Source organism: Streptomyces sp. IBSNAI002 (genome assembly GCF_052244475.1).
Taxonomy (GTDB): domain Bacteria; phylum Actinomycetota; class Actinomycetes; order Streptomycetales; family Streptomycetaceae; genus Streptomyces.
In genome coordinates, this window is record NZ_JBQPXG010000005.1 from 175,437 (window position 1) to 194,018 (window position 18,582).

Consider the following 18,582-nt stretch of genomic DNA (forward strand, 5'->3'; position numbering starts at 1 on the left):
AGGGGGGTGGGCAGGTGGGGTACGCGACGCCCATCTACGCCCCCGAGCAGGTCGACTACCGGCTGACCGGAGACTGCGGATGTGACCGGGCCGACGACGCACAGGTCGAGGACCGGCTTGCCGGGGAGAACGTCCTGCGGTGGATCGGCGGCGGGCTGGTCGAGCTCGGGCTGGTTGCCGGGGAGCGGGTCGATGCCGGGGCTGCCCGGGCGCTGATGGATGGTCGGGACTGGCGTACCGGCGAGCAGTTGGTCGCCCGGAAGAAGGTTCTCGATCCGCGGGGGAAGGTTCCCGCGCGGGTGCTCGTCGACGCGATCACGGAGGCTGCGGGCGAGGCCGGTTGCGCGGTCGCCGACTATCTGGGCAGGCCCGCGCTCGCGCAGCGGTTCGCCCGCGCCGAGCGCGGGATCCTGCGCGACGGGGAGACCCACCTGCTGCCGCTGGCCGATGCCGAACGGCTGGCCTCGGCCGCCGGGTTCGGCCTCGACGGGCTGTACGGCGCGGACGTGGTGGCGGAGGCCCGGCGGTGGACGGGGCATCACGTCGATGTCGGGCTGCGCGGCGTGGACATCACCCTGGACCTGCCGAAGAGCATCTCCGCCGCCTACGGGCTGGCCGGAGCCGAACTCGCCGGGCGGATCGAGGAGGACTGGCTCGCGTCCGTCACCGAGGCCGTACGAGCGCTGGAGGAGTGGGCCGCGTACGGGATGGCCGGCCACCACGGTGACGGGCGGCAGGCCGAGCGGGTGGAGACGTCCGGCCTGATCGGCTGGACGACGCTGCACCGCTCCGCCCGGCCCGTGGCGGGCTCGCCCGGTGACCCGCACCTGCACGTCCACGTCAACATCGCGCACATGGCGAAGTGCGCGGACGGTACGTGGCGCACCATCGCCGGCGGCGGCGAGGACCTGCACCGCTACGCCCACCTGGTCAACGAGATCGCGGAGGGGCGACTGCGGGCCCGCCTCACGGAGCGGTACGGAGCGCGGTTCGAGCGCTCGGCGACCACGGGGGCCTGGGAGCTCGTGGGGGTCGAGGAAGGGCTTCGCGAGGCGTTCTCCCGGCGCCACCAGCAGGTCGTCGACCTGGTCGGCGAGGGCGCGTCCCGTGAGCAGCAGAAGACGGCCGCCCGCAGGAGCGCGGAGGCGAAGGAGGACGCCGGTCCGGGCGTGCCGAGACAGGCTTGGCGTACGCGGGCTGCCTCCGTCCTGGGCGGCGAGGGGGCTGTCGACACGATGGTTGCCGCCGCGCTGCCCGGCCCCGGACCCGACGGTTCGGTGCCGCCGCTGTCCGCCGGCGGCGCCCCCAGGATGCCCGGTCCGGCCGAGATCGCGGCGCTGATCTGGGACCCCGAGCACGGGCTGACCGCGTCCCGGAAGACGGTCTCCCACACGCATGTGATGGCAGCCGTGGCTAAGACCTTGCCCTACCTCCTGTCGGTGGCGCAGTTGAGCGCGCTGACGGACGAGGTCCTCGAGGTCGAGGGGCACGCGGTCCGTCTGACCGACTCCAACCGCGGCCACCACATCCACCGGCAGCGGTACACGCACACCACGGTCGTGGCCGCCGAGCAGGCCGTGATCGAGTGCGCCACGGCAGGCCTCGGCCGACAGCTGGCCCTGCTGACGCCCGAAGCCGCGGAGATGACGCTCGCCACCGCCGAGCTCGCCGCCTCCGACGACGACCGGCCCTTCGCCTTCAGCGCCGAGCAGCGCGCGGTCCTCGTACGGCTCCTGACGGCCGGTCATGCGGTCGACGCGGTCATCGGCGTCGCCGGCGCGGGCAAGACCACGCTGATGCGGGCCGCCCGGACCGGATGGGAGGCCGCCGGGCTGCGCGTGGCCGGGGCCTCGACGGCGGCCGTCGCCGCCGCGAACCTGGCCGCCGAGGCGGGCATCGAGTCCCGGACCGTCGCCGCGTGGACCCGCGAGATCAGCGGCGGCCGCGGCCTGCACGGGGTCGGCGTGCTGGTCATCGACGAGGCCGCGATGGTCGACGACCGGGCACTCGCCGCGCTCCTGCGACACGCCGCCGACACCGGCACCAAGGTCGTGGCGGTCGGCGATCCGCTCCAGCTCCGCGCGGTCGGCGTCGGAGGCGGGTTCGCCCGCGTCCACCGCATCGTCGGCGGCCTGCAGCTCACCGAGAACCGCCGCCAGCGCGACATCGTGGAACGGGCCTCCCTGCGTAACTGGCGGGCCGACGGCCGTACCAGCGCGCTCGCCGCCTTCGCCGCCCACGGCCGCGTACACGCCGAGGACACCGCTACCGAAGCCCTGACCTCGATGCTCGGCGACTGGAACGCGAGCCGGACCCGTTGGGCGGGCAACCCGCACGGCCAGATGTCCGGCCTCCTCCTGCTCGCCGCCCGCCGAGCCGACGTCGCCGCCCTCAACGCCGGCGCCCGCGCCGCGCTCATCGCCTCCGGCGAGCTGGAGCCGGGACGGACGTACGCGGTCGCGGGCGGCGGACGGATCCGCTTCGCGGCCGGTGACCTGGTCCGCATCCGCCGCAACGACTACCGCTCGCACCGAGACGCCTCCGCGGTCGACGTCCTCAACGGCTTCCGAGGCCTCGTCCTGGACGTGCACGCGCGGCAGGGCGTCCTCGTCCAGTGGCGCCGTCCCCGGCCGACGGGCGGATTCGTCCTGCACGAGGCGTGGATGTCTGCCCGCGACATCTCCGAAGGGCGCCTCACCCACGCTTACGCCATGACGATCAGCGCCGCGCAGGGCCTGACCGCCGACGTCACCCTCGCCTACGGCCTGCACGCCGACTCCCACAGCCTCTACCCGGCCATGTCCCGGGCCCGCCTGGAGAGCCACCTCTACCTGCCCCTCGACGAGCTCGAAGACCACTCCACCCGCGCCGTTCTCGGACCGGCCGGCTCGGACACCGAGCGCCTGGACCGCGCCATCGCCGCGTACGGACGCCGCCTCGAGGCTGAGACCGCCGCGGCCGTCATGGTCACCGACGAACTCACCCGCACTCCCGTACGGGAGGAACGGGCGTACCCCGCCTGGGAACAGCGCCCGTACGGAGCCCTGCTCGCACCGCAGCTGACGTCCCGGCAGGCCGAGGAGCGTGCGGCCGCGCAGCGAGCGGAAGAACTGGCCGGCACACACGAACGCCGAGCCCTCGAGGAGGAACGCCGACTGACCGCCACGGTCACCCCGGGCGGCGCGTTCGCGGCAGCGGCGTACGAGGTCCTCGCGCGAGCCGGGACCTGCACCGAACGGGCACGGGAGGAAAGCGGTCGCGGGGTGGCGGCCGAGCGGCACGCGGAGTCGGTACGCCGGATCCGCGACCGGATCGAAGCCTCCGGTCAGAAGGGCCGACTCGCCCTCCGGCTGGCCGGTACGAGCAAGAGGGAGGTCCAGGACCTCACCGCGGAGTACCAACGGCAGTACGTGGCGGCGATCGAGGAGGCCGGCCGTGCCTCGCGCGCGGCGGCCGAGGCGCTGGAGGAGGCCGCGCGGACGCTTGCCGCCCACCCGCAGATCTCGCTGCTCGCGCCCGCCGGAACATGGGCCCCACCCAAGGAAGTACGGGAAGTACGGGAAGTACGGGAAGTACGGGCGATGACGGGCCTGCTGGAAGCGATGCGGCAGCGCGTGCCGGTGCTGGCCGCCCGCCTGGACTCGAGGCTCGCCGAGGACGTCCGGCACCTGCGGACCGAGGCGGCAGCCGCCCGCGCCGCAGCCGTACGCCACCGCGCGACCGCGGCCGAGCTGCAGCGGGAGGCCGCCCTGCGGGAGGAAATGCGCACCGCGGCCCCGATCCGGCACGCCCGCGAGACCGACGAACGCACGGCGGCGGCTGTATCGGCGCAGCGGACCGGAGCCATGCTGCCCGCGCGGAGGCCCGCACCTGCCACGCCACCGCAGCCCCGCTCACCACAGGTTCCCCTCCCGGAGCCCGCTCGCGGCCCCCGCCCCCCGGCCCGCTGAGGGGCTGCGCCCTGCGCTCCGCTCCGGTGCTCGCCTCGTCGCACGAGCTTCGGCGGGCCGGTGCGGGCCGGGGGTGGTTGCTCCCGGAGACAAGCGGCACAGTGGCTGATGCGGTGTGTGGTGCGGAGTAGTGCCCGTACACCGCATACCGCGCGCGGGCATCGCTCGGGCGCACCTTCTGTGGCTGAGCTCGGGCGGGGCAGACCGGTCGCTGTGGTCGTAGCGTGGCCGACTGCGGCGGGGCAGTTGCGGGGGGACACGGGACGGCTGGTCTCGGCAGAATATGCCTAATGCCGCAAATGCCGGATCCAATCAAAGTGCCTCAGAACACTCGCCTGCCAACCTAGAATGCCAGCTCAGCAAGCCTGCTCCCCGCGCACGCGGGGATGACCCCGAGGCGCGCTTGATGCACACGTCGCGGAGTTCCTGCTCCCCGCGCACGCGGGGATGATCTCTGCCCTTCGGTGACGGCGTGGCCGTCGATGGGGTGCTCCCCGTTCGCGGGGAATGGGCGAGCGTGTCGCTGTCGGTGCATGCAGGTGCGGCCTATTCGCTCGTGCTGTCGGCCTGCGGCTCCAACTCGATTTCATGGAGGGCCAGGATCAAGCGGCTCTCCACGTCCGTAGTGGCCTCAAGGGTCGCGTGCAATTCGTGACGGCCCTGGTCGAGGAACGTGTCGACGCTGGTCCTGACGTGGGGCGCCGGGGGAAGCGCGGCAGCGTACAAGGCGGCTGCCAGCCGGGAGCCGACGTCCGTGGTCGTGGCCAGGGCGTCGGTCAGCCGCTGCATGGACGCGGCCAGTGCTTCATCCAGGGGCTGGGCGGCACTACGCCGGGGTGAGTTGCTCACAGTGCACCTCCTGCGTCCGCTTCGTTGAGCATGCGATCGAGGCTGCGACGTGCTCTGAGGAGGTTCTGGCGGACGTTCGGGGCCGGCATCCCCAAAACCTCGGCGGTCTCCGCGGGCGTGGATCCGTCGATCTCGAAGGCCATGACGGTGCGCTGGAGAACGGGGAGTCGGCGCAGCAGCTGCACGAGGTCGATCTCCTCGGCGATGTGGGAGCTCTGGTCGGGAACCGCCACATCGGGCAGGTCGCTGGGGTTCGACGACCAGGTCTTCTCCTTCCCCTTGGCCTTCAGCCACATCCGCCATGCCGTGGTGCGCAGCCAGGCTCCGGGGTTCTCCACTGACGCCCATGACTGGGCCAGCTGCACGAAGGCGCTTTGGACGGCGTCCTCGGCATCGTGCCTTCCCGCCCCGGCGGTGATCAGGAATCCGACGGTCGGCACGAAGCGGGCCCGGAAGACGGTCCCGTACTGCTGCTCCTGCTCCTCGGCCAGTCCGGGCTGGGCCTGGCACCCCGGTCGTTCCTTCTCCAGGACCAGGATCCCGACACTCTGCTCGTACTCGGTACGTGCGGTCTCCAGCAGCTTGCGCCAAGACTGGATCCCGGGGCGCCTGCGCAGCAAGGCGTGCCGTTCGTGCTCGGTCATCCCGCCCCACACGCCGAACTCGACTCGGTTGTCGAGTGCGTCGGCCAGGCACTCCGTCCGTACCACGCAGCCCGTGCACACCGTCTTCGCCCGGTTCTCCGCCGTGGGCTTCAGGAACAGCCCGTCCGGATCGCGAGTGTTGCAGGACGCTTGCTCCGCCCAGTTATCGACCCACGGTGACACTGCGGACCCCCTGCTCCTCGACCGTCTGCGGCTTGCCGACCTCAACGGTGATCTTGTCGTGTTCGTCCAATACCCGGCTGCCGCTCGGCAGTCCCCGGATCATTTCGCTGCGGTGACTGCTCCGGGTGCGGGCCATGCTGGTACGGCCGTGTACGCGGATCCACATCCGCAGCACGCTCACCAGGCATCCCGCTCCAACGGTGAGGGCGGCAATCTCGTACTCCGACATCGCTGGGGCTCCGATCGGTGGGCTGGCTGCACGCTGTCGAAGGGTGAGTGCCTGTGAGGAGTCCGTTGCGTGACCTGGAGAGCCGAACTTTTTTGAGAATCTTGCGGATCGGCGCCGCCCGTCATACGGGGATTCGGGGGATGGCTGCCCGCACGGTGCCGGCAGGCGGGTCGGGCCAGTCCGATGCCGGGCGGTCGACAGTCGGTGCGGGACCCCAGCACGCCGTCCGCGTTGTCTGGTCGGTGAGGTGAGGTGAGGTGAGGTGAGGTGAGGTGAGGTGAGGTGAGCCGGTCGGCCCTGTGCTTCGTCGAGACAGGCGGTCCAGATGTCTCCCATGGCCGCACCCGGTTCGACGAAGGCCGAGACGTCCGCGGTGTCTGCGACGCCCATCGGTGCGTCGGATAGCCGCTACGGGGTCCGGCACGTCGTTCCGGGTGTAGCTCGGCAGCTTGCCGCGCCAGCTGAAGGTGTGGGGCGGCAGGCAGCCATCGTCGAACCATGCGGGTCGGCCTTCTTCCGCCCGCGGTGCTGCGGCGTCGAAGTGGCCTCCATGGGCCAGTGGGTGCTCGGGGCGGGCCAGGTGACCGATGGTTGAACCTTCGATTGTCACGGTTTGGACATTGCCGCACCCGAGCGCGCTCATCCCCCTACGGTGTCCGGATTCGCACCCGTTCACCGTGGGGGTTCTCATGTCACAGCAGTTCCCGCCGCCAGGCCAGCCGCACCCCGGATACGGCTATCCGCCCCCGCCGCAGCCGAAGAAGTCCAGTACGGGGAAGATCGTCGGCTTCTCCTGTCTGGGCGTCGTGGGCTTCGTCGTGTTGCTCGCCATCATCGGGGTGCTCCTCGGAGGTGAGAGCGGCGTCAAGACGGCTGAGGAGTCCACGCCGCCGGCTGCCGCGACGTCCGCGCAGGCGAAGGCTCCTGAGCCACAGCCGTCCTCTGCCGCGCCTGAGAAGAAGGCAGCGGTCGACGTCGTTGCGAAGAAGACGCAGTTCAAAAAGACCATCCTCGCGCAGGGTGATGCGTACACGAGTGTGTCCGTCACGGTTACGAACAACAGCAGCAAGCCGATCAACGTGAACCCGCTGTACTTCGCGATCACCGACACCAACGGCACCAAGCACGCTGCCGAACTCGGTGTCGACGAGAACCAGATCGACACGGTGGAGCTGGCGCCGGGTGAGAACGTGAGCGGCAGCATCACGGGTAAGGGCGACTTCACCGCGAAAACGGTGACGTACACGGACGGTCTGATCGGCAAAGCGGTTCGCGCGGACGTGGCTGGATAGTACGGCGGGAGTGCCAGCCTGACGGTGCCCGGCCGGGGAGAGCGCGGCCGGGCGCCAAGCGAGCGCCCTCGTTACCGTGCGGTCCGGTAGGGGTGAGCAGGCCGTCTTCGTCGACGCGGGCCTCCATCGTGTCCAGCACGAGTCGGATTCGACCCACCGGAGCAGCAACCTTGAAGGCTTGGGGACCGACATTGACGGCCTGACGTGGGCGACAGGGCGAATCTTCACCTGTGGTCTGGGCGTCGTGTTGGTCGTCCGGGTGATGAGCGACGTGGCTCTGGGGCTCTGGGGGTGCGTACGTCGCGTTCGTGGAAGCTATGCGCAGTATGCCGGATTCGGCGAAGTGTGTGAGAACCGAGCCCTGCCCACGTAGAGTCCCAGGTCAGCAAGCCTGCTCCCCGCGCAAGCGGGGACCTCCGCTCGGCCGTGCACTCCTGGGTCACCGGCGGCACACCAAACCGTCAGACCCGCTCGTACATCGCCGAGGCTCTCACCAGAAGGATGAAGCGGAAGGTCACGCTCACCGAGATCGGTCTAGGCTGCGCAGGCATCGGGGAGGCCCTGGGAGCCGACCCGTTGGCCAGCGCCACTGACCTCGGGAGATTCGTGATGCTCCGTCGCAGGGACTTCCTCAACGCCGCCTTCGCGACAGCCGCCGTCGGTCTGCCGCTTGCCTACGACCACGAAGCAGTCGCCGCCACCCTCAGGGCGGCCGAGCGCGGCGGCAGCGTCGGCGCCGAGGAGGTCGACACGGTCCGGCAGCTCACCGAGATGTTCCGGAGCGCGGACGATCGGCTGGGCGGCGGCCACGGCCTGACGACGGTGACCGCATACCTCACGGACACCGTGGTCCCCATGCTGGAGAGCCGCTTCCCATCGGATTCGGTACGGCGCAGCGCCTTCGGCGCGGCAGCCACGCTGGCGTGCCTGGTCGGCTGGAAGCACCACGACCTCGGCCGCGAGGGCGCCGCCCAGCGCTACTACCTGCTCGGCTTCCAACTGGCCTGCGAGTGCGACCCCCACGGGCACGGCGCGTGGATGATGCGGGCGCTGACCCACCAGGCACTCGATCTCGGCCACCTCGGCTCGTGTACTGGCCTGGCGGAGGCAGCACTGCGGCGTGCGTCGGGCAAGGTCGACCGGCAGACGGAGGCACTCCTGCTGGTCACGTGCGCCAGGGCATACGGGGCCGGCGGAGAGAGCGAGCGGGCGGCTGCCGCCCTGCTGTCGGCCGAAGACGCGATGCTGGCCGGAGACGACGTGGTGCCGTCGTACGCCGCCGCCTCCGGGCCGGTCTCGGCCACCGTCGCCTCGCACACCGGCAAGACCCTGACCGAGATGCGCGACCACCGGGCGGCCGAGAAGCACTACCGCACGGCGCTCAAGGGCCGGGTGCCGGGCACCTACCAGCGGGTGCACGGCCTGACCATGGTCAACCTCGGCAAGTCGGTCGCCGCCCAGCACCGGCACGAGGAGGCCGTGGCCCTGTGGAGCCGCTCCCTCGACTTCATGGACGGCGTGGTCTCCGACCGGAACCGGAAGGAGATCAGGGCGATCCAGTCCGCGGCGGCCGGCTACCGAAAGCGCCGGGTTCCAGGAGCGAACGCCCTGCACCAGCGTTCCGCCGACCTGCTGCGAGCCCAGGCGTGAGCGGCCCCCGTGCGGACACACCGACGGTCGGCGTCGTGATCCTGACCATGGGAGACCGGGAGAAGGAACTGAGGGCCCTCCTCGATTCGGTGGCGGCCCAGGACGGAGACCCCGCGACGGTCGTCGTGCTCGCCCAGGGGGTGAAGCTTCCCGGCCTGCCCGACGGGGCCGCGGCCGTCGAGCTGCCGGAGAACCTGGGCATTCCCGGGGGCAGGAACGCCGGGGTGCAGTGGCTGCGCGAGCACGAGGGTGTCGACATCGTCCTGGTCCTCGACGACGACGGCCTGTTGCCCCAGACCGACACGCTGCAACTCGTCAGGGAGGCATTCACCGCGAACCCCCGGCTCGGGATCGTGGGCTTCCGCATCGCGGACGAGGAAGGCATCTCCCAGCGCAGGCACGTACCCCGGCTCGGCGGCGCCGACCCGCTCGTCTCCGGCCCAGTCACCACTTTCCTGGGCGGCGCCCACGCCATCCGGATGCGTGCAATCGACCAAGTCGGGGAGTTCCCGGCGCAGTTCTTCTACGCCCACGAGGAAACCGACTTCGCCTGGCGTGCGCTCGACGCCGGCTGGGAGATCGATTACCGGGCGGACATGCTCCTGACCCACCCCCGAACCGCGGCATCCCGCCACACGGTCTACTACCGCAACACCGGACGCAACCGCGTCTGGCTGGCAAAGCGGCACCTGCCCGCCGTCCTGGTCCCGGTCTACCTCGCCTCGTGGGCGGCATACACCCTGGTCCAACGCCCGCCACTGGCGGGGTTGAAGTCATGGTGGGCCGGGTTCTTCGAGGGAGTGCGGGTCCCGTGCCCGCCCCGGCGGCCCATGCGGTGGCGGACCGTGTGGCGCATGACCCGGCTGGGCCGGCCTCCGGTGATCTGACCTCCCCCGGCACCACGACAGCAGCCGGATGGCTGACGCCCAGCGGCCCACAGCGGGCCGCGGACGCTCCGGCTCGCCGCGTTTGCTCCGCCGTCACCAACACGGGTGCACCTCGGCCTACGAGCCCACGAGGTTCGGGCTGGTCAGCAGCGGCTGCCGTCAACACCGGCCAGGCAAGCCCACCTGAAGGTCAGAACGTGGAACGGAGCGTCGCGAGGACGCTGCTCCCCTCGCACGCGGGATGCCCCCAGATCGTCGCCAGCGAGGATGCCCTCTTTGGCTGCTCCTCGCGCACGCGGGGATGACCCCAGGTCGGCGGCGGTGGTCGCGTGCCAGGGCACCTGCTTCCCGCGCCCGCGAGGATGACCAAGGGGGTGGGCCTACCCTCGAGCGCGAGCTGCTGCTCGTGCAATTGCCGGCGGGACGGCGACTGGGAAGAGGCAGCCGCTGGCTCTGTCCACGAGAACGGACAGTACTTTGGCACCGGTTCGGGAGGCGCTGAGCGGACGGCCCCGCTCCAAATGTTCACGAGTTTCGCCAGCACCCATCCCCGGAACACTGATCCATGATTTCCTGAATTCAGGATTTTATGTACTGTCGTGGGGTGCTGACTGTTGCCTCCGACATCGAGGTGCTGGCCCGGTTCGGCCGCGCGCTCGCCGACCCGATCCGCTGCCGCATCCTGCTCGCCCTGCGAGATGCCCCCGCCTACCCGGCCGACCTCGCCGACACGCTCGGCGTCTCCCGGACCCGGCTGTCGAACCACCTGGCGTGCCTGCGGGACTGCGGCCTGGTCGTCACCAGGCCCGACGGACGGCGCACCCGCTACGAGCTCGCCGACGAACGCCTCGGCCACGCACTGGATGACCTGCGCACCGCCGTGGTGGCCGTCGAGACCGACCGCACCTGCCCGGACGCCGACGAGAAGGGCTGCTGCTGACCATGGCCGCCGAGATACCGATATCCCTCGGGCCTTCCCCGACCCGCCGCGACGCGCTCACCCGCCGGATACGCCTCCTCGTCGCGGCGACCATCACCTACAACGTCATCGAGGCGATCGTCGCCATCACCGCCGGCACCCTGGCCTCATCCACCGCCCTGATCGGCTTCGGACTCGACTCCGTCATCGAGGTGTCGTCCGCCGCCGCGATCGCCTGGCAGTTCTCCGCCTCCGACCACGCCGTCCGCGAAGCGCGCGAGCAACGAACCCTGCGGATCATCGCGGTCTCCTTCTTCGCCCTGGCCGCCTACGTCACCGTCGACGCCGTCCGCGCACTGACCGGCACCGGTGAGGTCGAAAGCTCCGTCCCCGGCATCGTGCTGGCCGCGCTGTCGCTGGCGGTCATGCCGTTCCTGTCCGCCGCCCAGCGCCGCGCCGGCCGCGAACTCGGCTCCGCATCCGCAGTCGCGGACTCCAAGCAGACCCTGCTGTGCACGTACCTGTCCGCCGTGCTGCTGGTGGGCCTGGTCCTCAACGCCACCCTGGGCTGGTCCTGGGCCGACCCCATCGCCGCCCTCGTCATCGCCGTCATCGCCGTCAAGGAAGGCCGCGACGCCTGGCAGGGCAAGGGCTGCTGCGCGCCGCCGACCACCGCGGTCCCCTCCGCCGGACCCAAGACCGATGGGTGCGGCAACTGCCCGCCCGGATGCGACTGCTGCAACTAGACCGCCCGCAGCCGCGATGAGAGCCCCGGTGCCGGCCGGGCCCTCACGGCGTTCAAGACCGAGCGGAAGGGAGCCTTCGCGCCTGGGATCGTGGTCAGCCCCAGCTGCCTCCCGCTCTCGTGAACATCGACCCCGGCCGGATCAGGCTGCCTCCCGATATGGTGAACAAGTGCTGTCGGGAGTCGTGAACAAAGCCAGCAGTCGCCGTCGTGCAGCCCGACTTCACCTACTGGGCGGGTGCTCGGTGACCGGCTCCAGCGGTGTTGCCGTGGCGGGCCATCCGCCGGTGGCCCGGCTGTCGAGGGCTGGTTTGGCGCGGTCCGAGAGTTCGCCGCGTACGCGACGCCCACTCGGTACCCACACCTACGCACGGGGATCGCTTCCTCGACGCCGCCTCGCTGTGGACACCCGCTACCTCGACGCCGCCCCCGTCACCGCACTGCGGGCCCGCCCGCCGACCAGCGCGAGCACGATGTCGTGGACCAGAACGTCGCCCGGCTTCTCCCAGCTGAAGCTTGTGAACCTCAACTGCCTGCGCCGGTACAGCTTCCGTGCCACCGTCCTTGCGGGTGGCACCTTCTACCCCTGCGCGACCCGGCCGCGGCCGTCCTGGACGAGGAGGACGGGCGCGCGGCAGACGTCCAAAACGCTGTCAGAATTCTTTGCCGATAGAGCTGTTCCTCGGGGCCGGGTAGTGGACGGCACCCAGTCAAGGAGCACAGATGGATATCGAACATCTTGTCGGAACCCTCTCCCGCATCTTCCCAGAGGAGGTGCAAACCGCCCCGGAGGGCGATCACCACGTGGTGAGGCTGAGGGGGAACGGTCGCCCCCTGCCGGAAAGGACCGACATGACGCTGTCGAACCTTGCGGACGTGATGGACGTCGGCAAGGACGCTGTACTCCTGAAGTCGGTGGATGACGGGGTCGAGCGGATTCCGCAGCCGTCACTCAGCGCCGCGGCAGCGGCTATGCGTACCGTCCACGAGTACAGAGAACGAGCCTCCCGCGTCCGCGATCTGGAACTCGCCCTGTACATCCGTTCAGTCGCGTGCCAACAGTCCGTTGAGCCGCGCGTGATGGATGTGCTCGCGCTGAAGTCGCTCGCATTGCCGGTAAGCGCCCGTTGGCGGGAGGCGGTGTCCACCGCCCTTGTCGGTGGCTGGGTTGATCCCCTGGAACAAAACGGGAGGCTGCCTGCGAGCGCGCTCGACGCCCTGCGGGCGGAAGCGCGCGCTATCCACCGTCAGCTGGTGCCGGTATGGCGACGGCGTACGAGGCACGGCCGAGTGCTGTCCCTGGACGCCCCCCTCGGGAATGAACTGTCGTTGTACGACTTGGTCGCCGCCGATGTCGACCTGCTGCACCGGGTGGCAGGCGGGATCTACGAGGACGAGCGGCTCAACGCTGTCCTTCGAGGGCTCGACCCCGCCGAGCGACAGGTGGTGATCGCATACGCGGCGGCCGACGCTACAACGTGGACGGAGGCCGCGACCGCGGCAGGCGCCACCGAGCCGGACGCCTTCGGCGAACGGGTCCGCCGCAAAGCCAAACGCCTGGCTGCCGAACAGCGCCGCCGCTCCGAACTGGCCGTCCACGATTCGTGACCAGGGTATGCCCCAAATGGTCTTCAAGATCACCTCCGCTCGCGGCCCACCAGATCGACACGGTCGAGCTGGCGCCGTGTGCGAACGTGAGCGGCAGCATCACGGGTAAGGGCGACTTCACCGCGAAAACGGTGACGTACACGGACGGTCTGATCGGCAAAGCGGTTCGCGCCGACGTGGTCCGATAGCGCTGCGCGGATACCAGCCCGACGGTGTCCGGCCGGGGAGAGTCCGGCCGGACACCATGAGAGTGCCTCCGGACCGTGCGGGGTGAGCAGGCCGTCTTCGCCGGTGCTGAGCTCCAACGTGTCCAGCCCGAGCCGGGTCGGCCCACCAAAGCGGCAAGCCTGGCTCTGCAGTATGAGGGTGCTGATGTCGCGCCTGTGGGAGGTATGCCAGGTATGCCGGACTCGGCGGAAGTGTGTGAGAACAGAGCACAGCCCGCGTAGAGTCCCAGGTCAGCAAGCCTGCTCCCCGCGCACGCGGGGATGGACCCTGCCCGTCCGGGCGCCCCCAGGCCTCCAGGAAGTCCTGCTCCCCGCGCACGCGGGGATGGGCCGATCGCAGGGCGAAGTGTCCCTGGCCGCCGGGTTCGGCGTGAAGTTCAGAGGTGCGTGACCGGGGATGGGTCGTCGCGTCAGATGGTGGCCTTCTCGATGGCCTCGAAGATGTCGGCGTCGGTCTCCTGCTGCCAGGATGGCAGGTCGGGCCAGTCAGCCACGTAGCCCGGCTTCGGGTCCTCGAAGTGCTTGAACATCTGGGCCGTCCAGCATGTCGCGACGAATCGGCTCTTCTGCTCGCGGGACAGCCTCGACGTGTGGCCGCCGCTCAGCTCGATGAACTGCCGGACCTGGTCGTAGACTGCCCCCGCGGCCTCGCGCTCCCATTGCGGGGTGTCCTCCCACGGGGTCACGTAGCCGGCCTTCGGCTCTCCGGGGAAGTGCTGGTGCACTCCCGCGATCCAGGTTTCCCGGAACAGTCGTGCACCTTCGGTCTGCGACATGCCTACCCCTCTCGTCACGGCGTGCTCAGCGTGGCGATCTCCGCCCCCAGCTCTGCTACGCGGTGGTCCCGGCTCAGGGGACCGAACTCGTCGCACAGGGCTTGGAGTCTACGGGCGACGTACCCGGATGATGAGGCTCGGGCCAGGCTGACGGCTTCCCGCCCGTGTGCGAGAACCTCGTCGGGGTCACGCCGCTTGGCACCGATGGCGGCCAGGCTGGTCAGCACTGCACCCCGGCGCCGATAAGACTGCCCGGATGCAAGGGCCGTCTGCGCCAGTGCGCCCTTCAACGTCGCTTCCGCCAGGTCCAGGCGTCCAAGCTGCACGTACCGCGCTCCGCGCTCCTCAGCCAGGCGGGTGCCGTCGAAGCGGAGCCATCCGCCGTTCGTGCTGCCCGCGGTGAGGTCCCTGACCTTCTCGGCCTGGTCCAGTGCGCGTTCGCACCCCTTGAGGTCCCCAAGGCCGGCGTACGCCTCCGCTTGGACCGACGCGACCCAATGCCTCGTCGAAAGGTCGCTGTTCCCTCGACCGGCCAGCCGTTCGGCCGCCCCCAGCATCTGCGCCGCCTGGCGGTAACGCTGCTCGGACATGTCCACGTAGGCGTGGCGTACGAGGGCGCAGGCCCACAGGTCGTACGCGTACGCGTCCTTGCTGACCGAAGCAGCGAGTGAGTACGAGGCGGCGGCGTCGGTGTAGCGGTTACCGTCGAAAGCGACCTCGCCGGCCATCTGGAAGAGGTCGGCCGCTGCGCTCAGGAGGGGGCGGGAACTGCCTCGGCCGGCGGCCAATGCCTCGTTCAGCGCTGTCAGCTGGTCGCGGATGACCGGGTAGACCGATCCCTTCGAACGTGCCAGGTGATACACCTGCCAGAGGTGGCTGTTCATCCGTTCGAAGTCGGCGGGCATTCCCCTCAGCACCCCGTCCGTGAGGGCTTCGGCTTCGTCGACCGGCAGGGCCGTCAGTGCCCCGCTGACGGTGAGGATGCGGAGGAATTCGCGGCGGATCATTTCGTCAGGGTCTCCCGCGCTCGGGTGGTCACTGGACTGCTGCCCTGTGGCCTCCTGCCCTGCGGCTCGTAGCTCTGTCAGGAGGGCGTCAAGCTCTTGGAGGCTGACTTCCAGGGCGATGGCCAAGCCTCGCCGCTGGGGTGGCTGCGGTTCGATCCTGCCGCTCTCCCAGCGTCCGACCGTCGTGCGGTCCACGCCGAGTAAGCCGGCCAGCTTCTCCTGACTGTAGCCCAGGGTCTTACGCCGTTCGGCCAGCCCCATGACGACCCCCTCCCGCGACTTCCAAGCCTGCGGCACCCGTGCACGGATCTGCTCCAAGAATGCGGCATGTATGCCGTGGAGTGCGTCGACTTCCGGCGCTTTCCTGGGAGTTGTCGGGAACAGACCGGGCATGACGCAGCGGAAGGGTGCGGATATGAGAGCACACCACGAGATGGCGGAGGCTCAACCCTCCGCCCGGACACGCCGTTGATCACATCGGCCGCTACCACCCAGCACGAGCGTCGGCTCGCCTCGGGGCACTGGCTCTTGGCGTCCGCGCCGGTCGTGCCGGTGGCCATGACCACGTGGAAACAGAAGGGCGCGGCTTGGCTGAGGCCGGGTGGTCTGTTCTGCGCCGTCTTGATCCCCGCTGCCGTGATGCACACGGCCGCCCAGGGCAACAGCCCGCAGGCCTGCGCCGGCCGGATCGCGGAAGTCCTGGAAGGCCCTGTGTTCTACGACCCGTCCGCTTTCCGGCAGGGGGGCGGATACACGGTGCTCCTCCCCGCGAGCGCCGCTCTGTTATGGAGGGTGCCCGGTACGGTCCTGCACCCTTCGCGCCGCCTGCTGCTCGTTCCTGCGCCGGACCGGTGCGAGCCGGTCGACGGAAGGCCCTGGTGGGTGGTTCCCCTGGAGAGGCCCGGGATGCTCTGCGCCCCTCAGCCGGTCGCCTGTTTCGCGGCCCTCGGCCGCAGGCGGCTCGGCCCGGTCGGCAGTGAAATCCAGTGATCCGGTCCGCACGTCGGCTCGTGCCAGGAAGAACAGCGTCTCCAGAGTCCTACAACGTAGTCGGCGGTACGGCTCTCCCGCCGGTGAGGAACGGTGCACGCATGCCCATCCAACCGTCACCGACGGGGGATCCCGCCTACAGCGAGAACCTGCCGAGGACCCCTGAGTCTGCTCATGCCGCGCGGCATCTGGCGTCTTCGGCGCTCCACGTCTGGCGTCTGGACGAGCTCGAATACGCGGCCTGGATGGTCGTGTCCGAGCTGATGGCGAACGCGGCGATGCACGCCCACCAGGATCTCGTGCGTGTGACCGTGACGCTTCTTGATCCGCGTCGCGTGCGGATCGCTGTGGTCGACCGGTCGCGGAAGATGCCCGAGCGCCGCAAGGTTGACGGCGGCGACGAGGACGGCCGGGGCCTGGCGATCGTAGAGGCGCTGTGCGACGCCTGGGACGTCGACCGGCTGCCCTGGGGGAAGCGCGTATGGGGCGAGCTGACCGCACCCGAGGCGACACCGTGAAGGCCAAGATCAAGGCAGTCGTTCACACGGTCGCGTACGTGCTGTCCTTCCTCGCCGTCGTCGGCGCGCTGCTCTACGGCACCTTCTGGCAGACGCCCGCCTGATCATCCTCAACCCATCTGAATCTTCCGCTCCCCGCGCGCCGCCCCAGGTACGCCAGGGTGAGCGGCCGCGAACCGTCCCCGCGGTGCCGCCGCTGCTCCGCCTGGCCGCCCCCGGACCGCCGGCCACACACCGCAGGCACCCGGGGCGACCAGGCACCCAGACCCCGGCACCGCACCCCTCAGGCCGCCACGGCCCGGGGCGGTGACCGGCAGCAAGGCACGCTCCCGCCATTCGGCCGGGCGTGAGGCACAGAGAAGGGAAACCCGATGGAGCTGTCGAAGTCTGAACACGCCGCCGCCGAAGCGGACCCGGCCGAGGCCGCGAAGGCACTCGTGCTGACCGGCGTGGTCCGGATCGAAGACGTAGAGAACGAAGGGCCGTAGCCGGCGTCTTCCGTGACGGGCCGGAGTGAGGCGGGGACTTAGCACCCGCCCGCGGCCCGCGACCACCAGGGGGCTCGGGGCGAACGCTCGCGCCGAGCCCCTTCCCGTCTCTCCCACCTGGAGGAACCCCGTGATCCACGTATACGTCGGGCCCACACTGCCGCCCAGTGAGCCCGCCCTCAGAGGGTGGTGGCACATGCGGGTGCTCCCGCCCGCGCGGCACGGCGACCTTGAAGACCCCGCGATCGAGCGGGGCCACACGGTCGTCCTCATCGATGGCGTGTACCACCAGGCCCCCGCTCTGCGGCACAAAGAGATCCTCGCCGCGATCTCGCACGGGGTGCGAGTGATCGGCGCCGCCAGCATCGGCGCCCTTCGGGCCGCCGAGTTGGACGGCCACGGCATGATCGGATCGGGCCGGATCTACCACGCCTACGCGAGCGGCGCGCTGACCGGGGACGACGAGGTGGCCGTCGCACAGAGCCCCGACGGCGAGCTGAGCGCGCAGACCTGGCCTCTCGTGAGTCTGCGTCACATCGTGCGGACCGCCGAACGAGAACAGGTCATGACCAGCCGGACGGCGGCCCTGCTCCTGCGTGCCCTCGCCGAGATCCCCTACCAGCAGCGCACCGAGTCCGCCGTCAGGTCCGTCGTCCGGCAGATCGCCGGAGCCCCTATCCTCACCCGGTCACGCGAGCACCGGGCGCAGGATCCCCACTGGGGCGACCTGAAGCGCGCGGACGCACTCGGCGCCCTGGCCCTGGCCCGCGAAGCCTGCCTTCCCCCACCGCGCGACAGCCGGCCCGTCCCGGTCTCCACCGACTACACCCGCGCATGGGCCAACCGCCGCGCCACCGAGGAGACAGACGGCCGACGGCTTCCCACCGGTGCTCGCCTCGCCTACCAGCAGATCTTCGATCCCGGGTTTCCGCAGGTCTGGGGCCGGTGGCTGGAGCACCTGGCCACACGATCCGGTCCGGTACCCCTCGGCCGACGCGTGGCCTACGTACTGGATGACCACGCCAACCACCCCGCGCCGCCGCCGTATCTCTTATTCCGGCCCGTGCCGGACCTGCACGACGAGGACACCAGAGCCCTGCTCCTGTGCCGGGAGACCGCCGCCGACCGCGACGCGGTGGCCCGCTACGCAGCCGCCAACACCGCTCTACGCGACCAGGTGCGCGGCTTCTCCCCCGAGGCGATCGGCGACGACGTGCCACGCCGGACCCTGGCACGTCTGTGGCGGACCGGCACGGCCCCCCTCGAGGACGTGGCGGCCGCCCGCGGATTCCGCAACGCCTCCGACGCCATCGACCACATGAAGGACTTTCTGGCCGGATTCCTGGCCGACATCCCCGAAGGGACGGCCGTGTGATGGTCAGCGCGCCGCAGCTCCCGGGACACCGTCGAAGGATCTCGGCATGCCGCGACTCGTGGCGGCCGACTCGACTACCGGGCTTCGGTCGCGCAGTGGAAGGCCGATCTGGTGGCCCGGCGATCCTGAAAGCGCAGGGCATCGGGGTCCGGGAGACCGCACGGCGTCTTGGTAGCGGGGGCCGAGTTCGGGGGCGAGGGCCTGCCAGGTGTCCTCGGGGCGGCGGGTTCGGATGGTGCCGTCCA

The 18,582-nt window shown here is 70.5% G+C and carries 16 protein-coding genes and 1 pseudogene; 10 read left to right on the forward strand and 7 right to left on the reverse strand.

Translation table 11 applies throughout. The features are described 5' to 3' along the window. Positions 1-14 precede the first annotated feature (14 nt). Positions 15-3,950 carry a MobF family relaxase gene (gene mobF / locus ACTVZO_RS42590; protein WP_443303974.1) on the forward strand — a complete coding sequence of 1,312 codons (3,936 nt, stop codon included), beginning with the start codon at positions 15-17 and terminating at the stop codon, positions 3,948-3,950. A 546-nt stretch (positions 3,951-4,496) separates the two neighbouring features. Here the strand turns inward: mobF and ACTVZO_RS42595 are convergent. From ACTVZO_RS42595 to ACTVZO_RS42610, 4 genes and pseudogenes are all read right to left on the reverse strand, one after another. Beyond that, positions 4,497-4,799, reverse strand: coding sequence for a hypothetical protein (locus ACTVZO_RS42595; RefSeq protein WP_443303975.1), 303 nt, complete (start codon positions 4,797-4,799; stop codon positions 4,497-4,499). Continuing rightward, positions 4,796-5,095: a sigma-70 family RNA polymerase sigma factor gene (locus tag ACTVZO_RS42600; protein WP_443304054.1), complete on the reverse strand. Its 300-nt coding sequence runs from the start codon at positions 5,093-5,095 to the stop codon at positions 4,796-4,798. The genes ACTVZO_RS42595 and ACTVZO_RS42600 overlap by 4 nt, the downstream gene beginning before the upstream one ends. Positions 5,096-5,317: 222 nt before the next feature. Next, positions 5,318-5,626, reverse strand: a pseudogene (locus ACTVZO_RS42605) (WhiB family transcriptional regulator); the annotation flags it as partial. After that, on the reverse strand, positions 5,607-5,855 hold the full coding sequence (locus ACTVZO_RS42610) for a hypothetical protein (protein ID WP_443303976.1): 249 nt from the start codon (positions 5,853-5,855) through the stop codon (positions 5,607-5,609). The gene ACTVZO_RS42610 and the pseudogene ACTVZO_RS42605, both read right to left, overlap by 20 nt. Positions 5,856-6,544: 689 nt before the next feature. Between ACTVZO_RS42610 and ACTVZO_RS42615 the strand changes: the two genes are divergently transcribed. The 5 genes from ACTVZO_RS42615 (at position 6,545) to ACTVZO_RS42635 (ending at position 11,349) form a co-directional block, all read left to right on the forward strand. After that, complete coding sequence (locus ACTVZO_RS42615) at positions 6,545-7,147, forward strand: DUF4352 domain-containing protein (RefSeq protein WP_443303977.1); 603 nt, start codon at positions 6,545-6,547, stop codon at positions 7,145-7,147. A gap of 609 nt (positions 7,148-7,756) precedes the next feature. Further along, entirely contained in the window at positions 7,757-8,797 is a 1,041-nt protein-coding gene (locus ACTVZO_RS42620) for a tetratricopeptide repeat protein (protein WP_443303978.1), read from the forward strand. A gap of 47 nt (positions 8,798-8,844) precedes the next feature. After that, positions 8,845-9,684 (forward strand): glycosyltransferase family 2 protein, encoded by an 840-nt coding sequence (locus ACTVZO_RS42625; RefSeq protein ID WP_443304055.1) that lies wholly within the window; start codon positions 8,845-8,847, stop codon positions 9,682-9,684. Positions 9,685-10,288: 604 nt separating this feature from the next. Next, positions 10,289-10,624: an ArsR/SmtB family transcription factor gene (locus ACTVZO_RS42630; RefSeq protein WP_443303979.1), complete on the forward strand. Its 336-nt coding sequence runs from the start codon at positions 10,289-10,291 to the stop codon at positions 10,622-10,624. Between the two features lie 2 nt (positions 10,625-10,626). Further along, positions 10,627-11,349 (forward strand): cation diffusion facilitator family transporter, encoded by a 723-nt coding sequence (locus tag ACTVZO_RS42635; RefSeq protein WP_443303980.1) that lies wholly within the window; start codon positions 10,627-10,629, stop codon positions 11,347-11,349. Between the two features lie 411 nt (positions 11,350-11,760). On the opposite strand, the gene ACTVZO_RS42640 is transcribed toward ACTVZO_RS42635, so the two are convergent. Next, the gene (locus ACTVZO_RS42640; protein WP_443303981.1) at positions 11,761-11,907 is read right to left on the reverse strand and encodes a hypothetical protein; all 147 of its coding nucleotides are present in this window, start codon (positions 11,905-11,907) and stop codon (positions 11,761-11,763) included. Between the two features lie 164 nt (positions 11,908-12,071). Between ACTVZO_RS42640 and ACTVZO_RS42645 the strand changes: the two genes are divergently transcribed. Beyond that, positions 12,072-12,956: a hypothetical protein gene (locus ACTVZO_RS42645; RefSeq protein WP_443303982.1), complete on the forward strand. Its 885-nt coding sequence runs from the start codon at positions 12,072-12,074 to the stop codon at positions 12,954-12,956. Between the two features lie 637 nt (positions 12,957-13,593). Here ACTVZO_RS42645 and ACTVZO_RS42650 read toward each other — a convergent pair. Both ACTVZO_RS42650 and ACTVZO_RS42655 read right to left on the reverse strand, forming a co-directional pair. Further along, on the reverse strand, positions 13,594-13,959 hold the full coding sequence (locus tag ACTVZO_RS42650) for a hypothetical protein (RefSeq protein WP_443303983.1): 366 nt from the start codon (positions 13,957-13,959) through the stop codon (positions 13,594-13,596). A gap of 14 nt (positions 13,960-13,973) precedes the next feature. Further along, a complete protein-coding gene (locus tag ACTVZO_RS42655; RefSeq protein WP_443303984.1) occupies positions 13,974-15,227 on the reverse strand; it encodes a helix-turn-helix transcriptional regulator in 1,254 nt (417 codons plus the stop codon). 297 nt (positions 15,228-15,524) lie between these two features. On the opposite strand from ACTVZO_RS42655, the gene ACTVZO_RS42660 reads away from it, so the two are divergent. The 3 genes from ACTVZO_RS42660 (at position 15,525) to ACTVZO_RS42670 (ending at position 18,337) form a co-directional block, all read left to right on the forward strand. Further along, on the forward strand, positions 15,525-15,956 hold the full coding sequence (locus ACTVZO_RS42660) for a hypothetical protein (RefSeq protein ID WP_443303985.1): 432 nt from the start codon (positions 15,525-15,527) through the stop codon (positions 15,954-15,956). Positions 15,957-16,057: 101 nt separating this feature from the next. Then, positions 16,058-16,474, forward strand: coding sequence for an ATP-binding protein (locus ACTVZO_RS42665; RefSeq protein ID WP_443303987.1), 417 nt, complete (start codon positions 16,058-16,060; stop codon positions 16,472-16,474). A 684-nt stretch (positions 16,475-17,158) separates the two neighbouring features. After that, complete coding sequence (locus ACTVZO_RS42670; RefSeq protein WP_443303989.1) at positions 17,159-18,337, forward strand: TfuA-like protein; 1,179 nt, start codon at positions 17,159-17,161, stop codon at positions 18,335-18,337. Positions 18,338-18,582 lie beyond the last annotated feature (245 nt).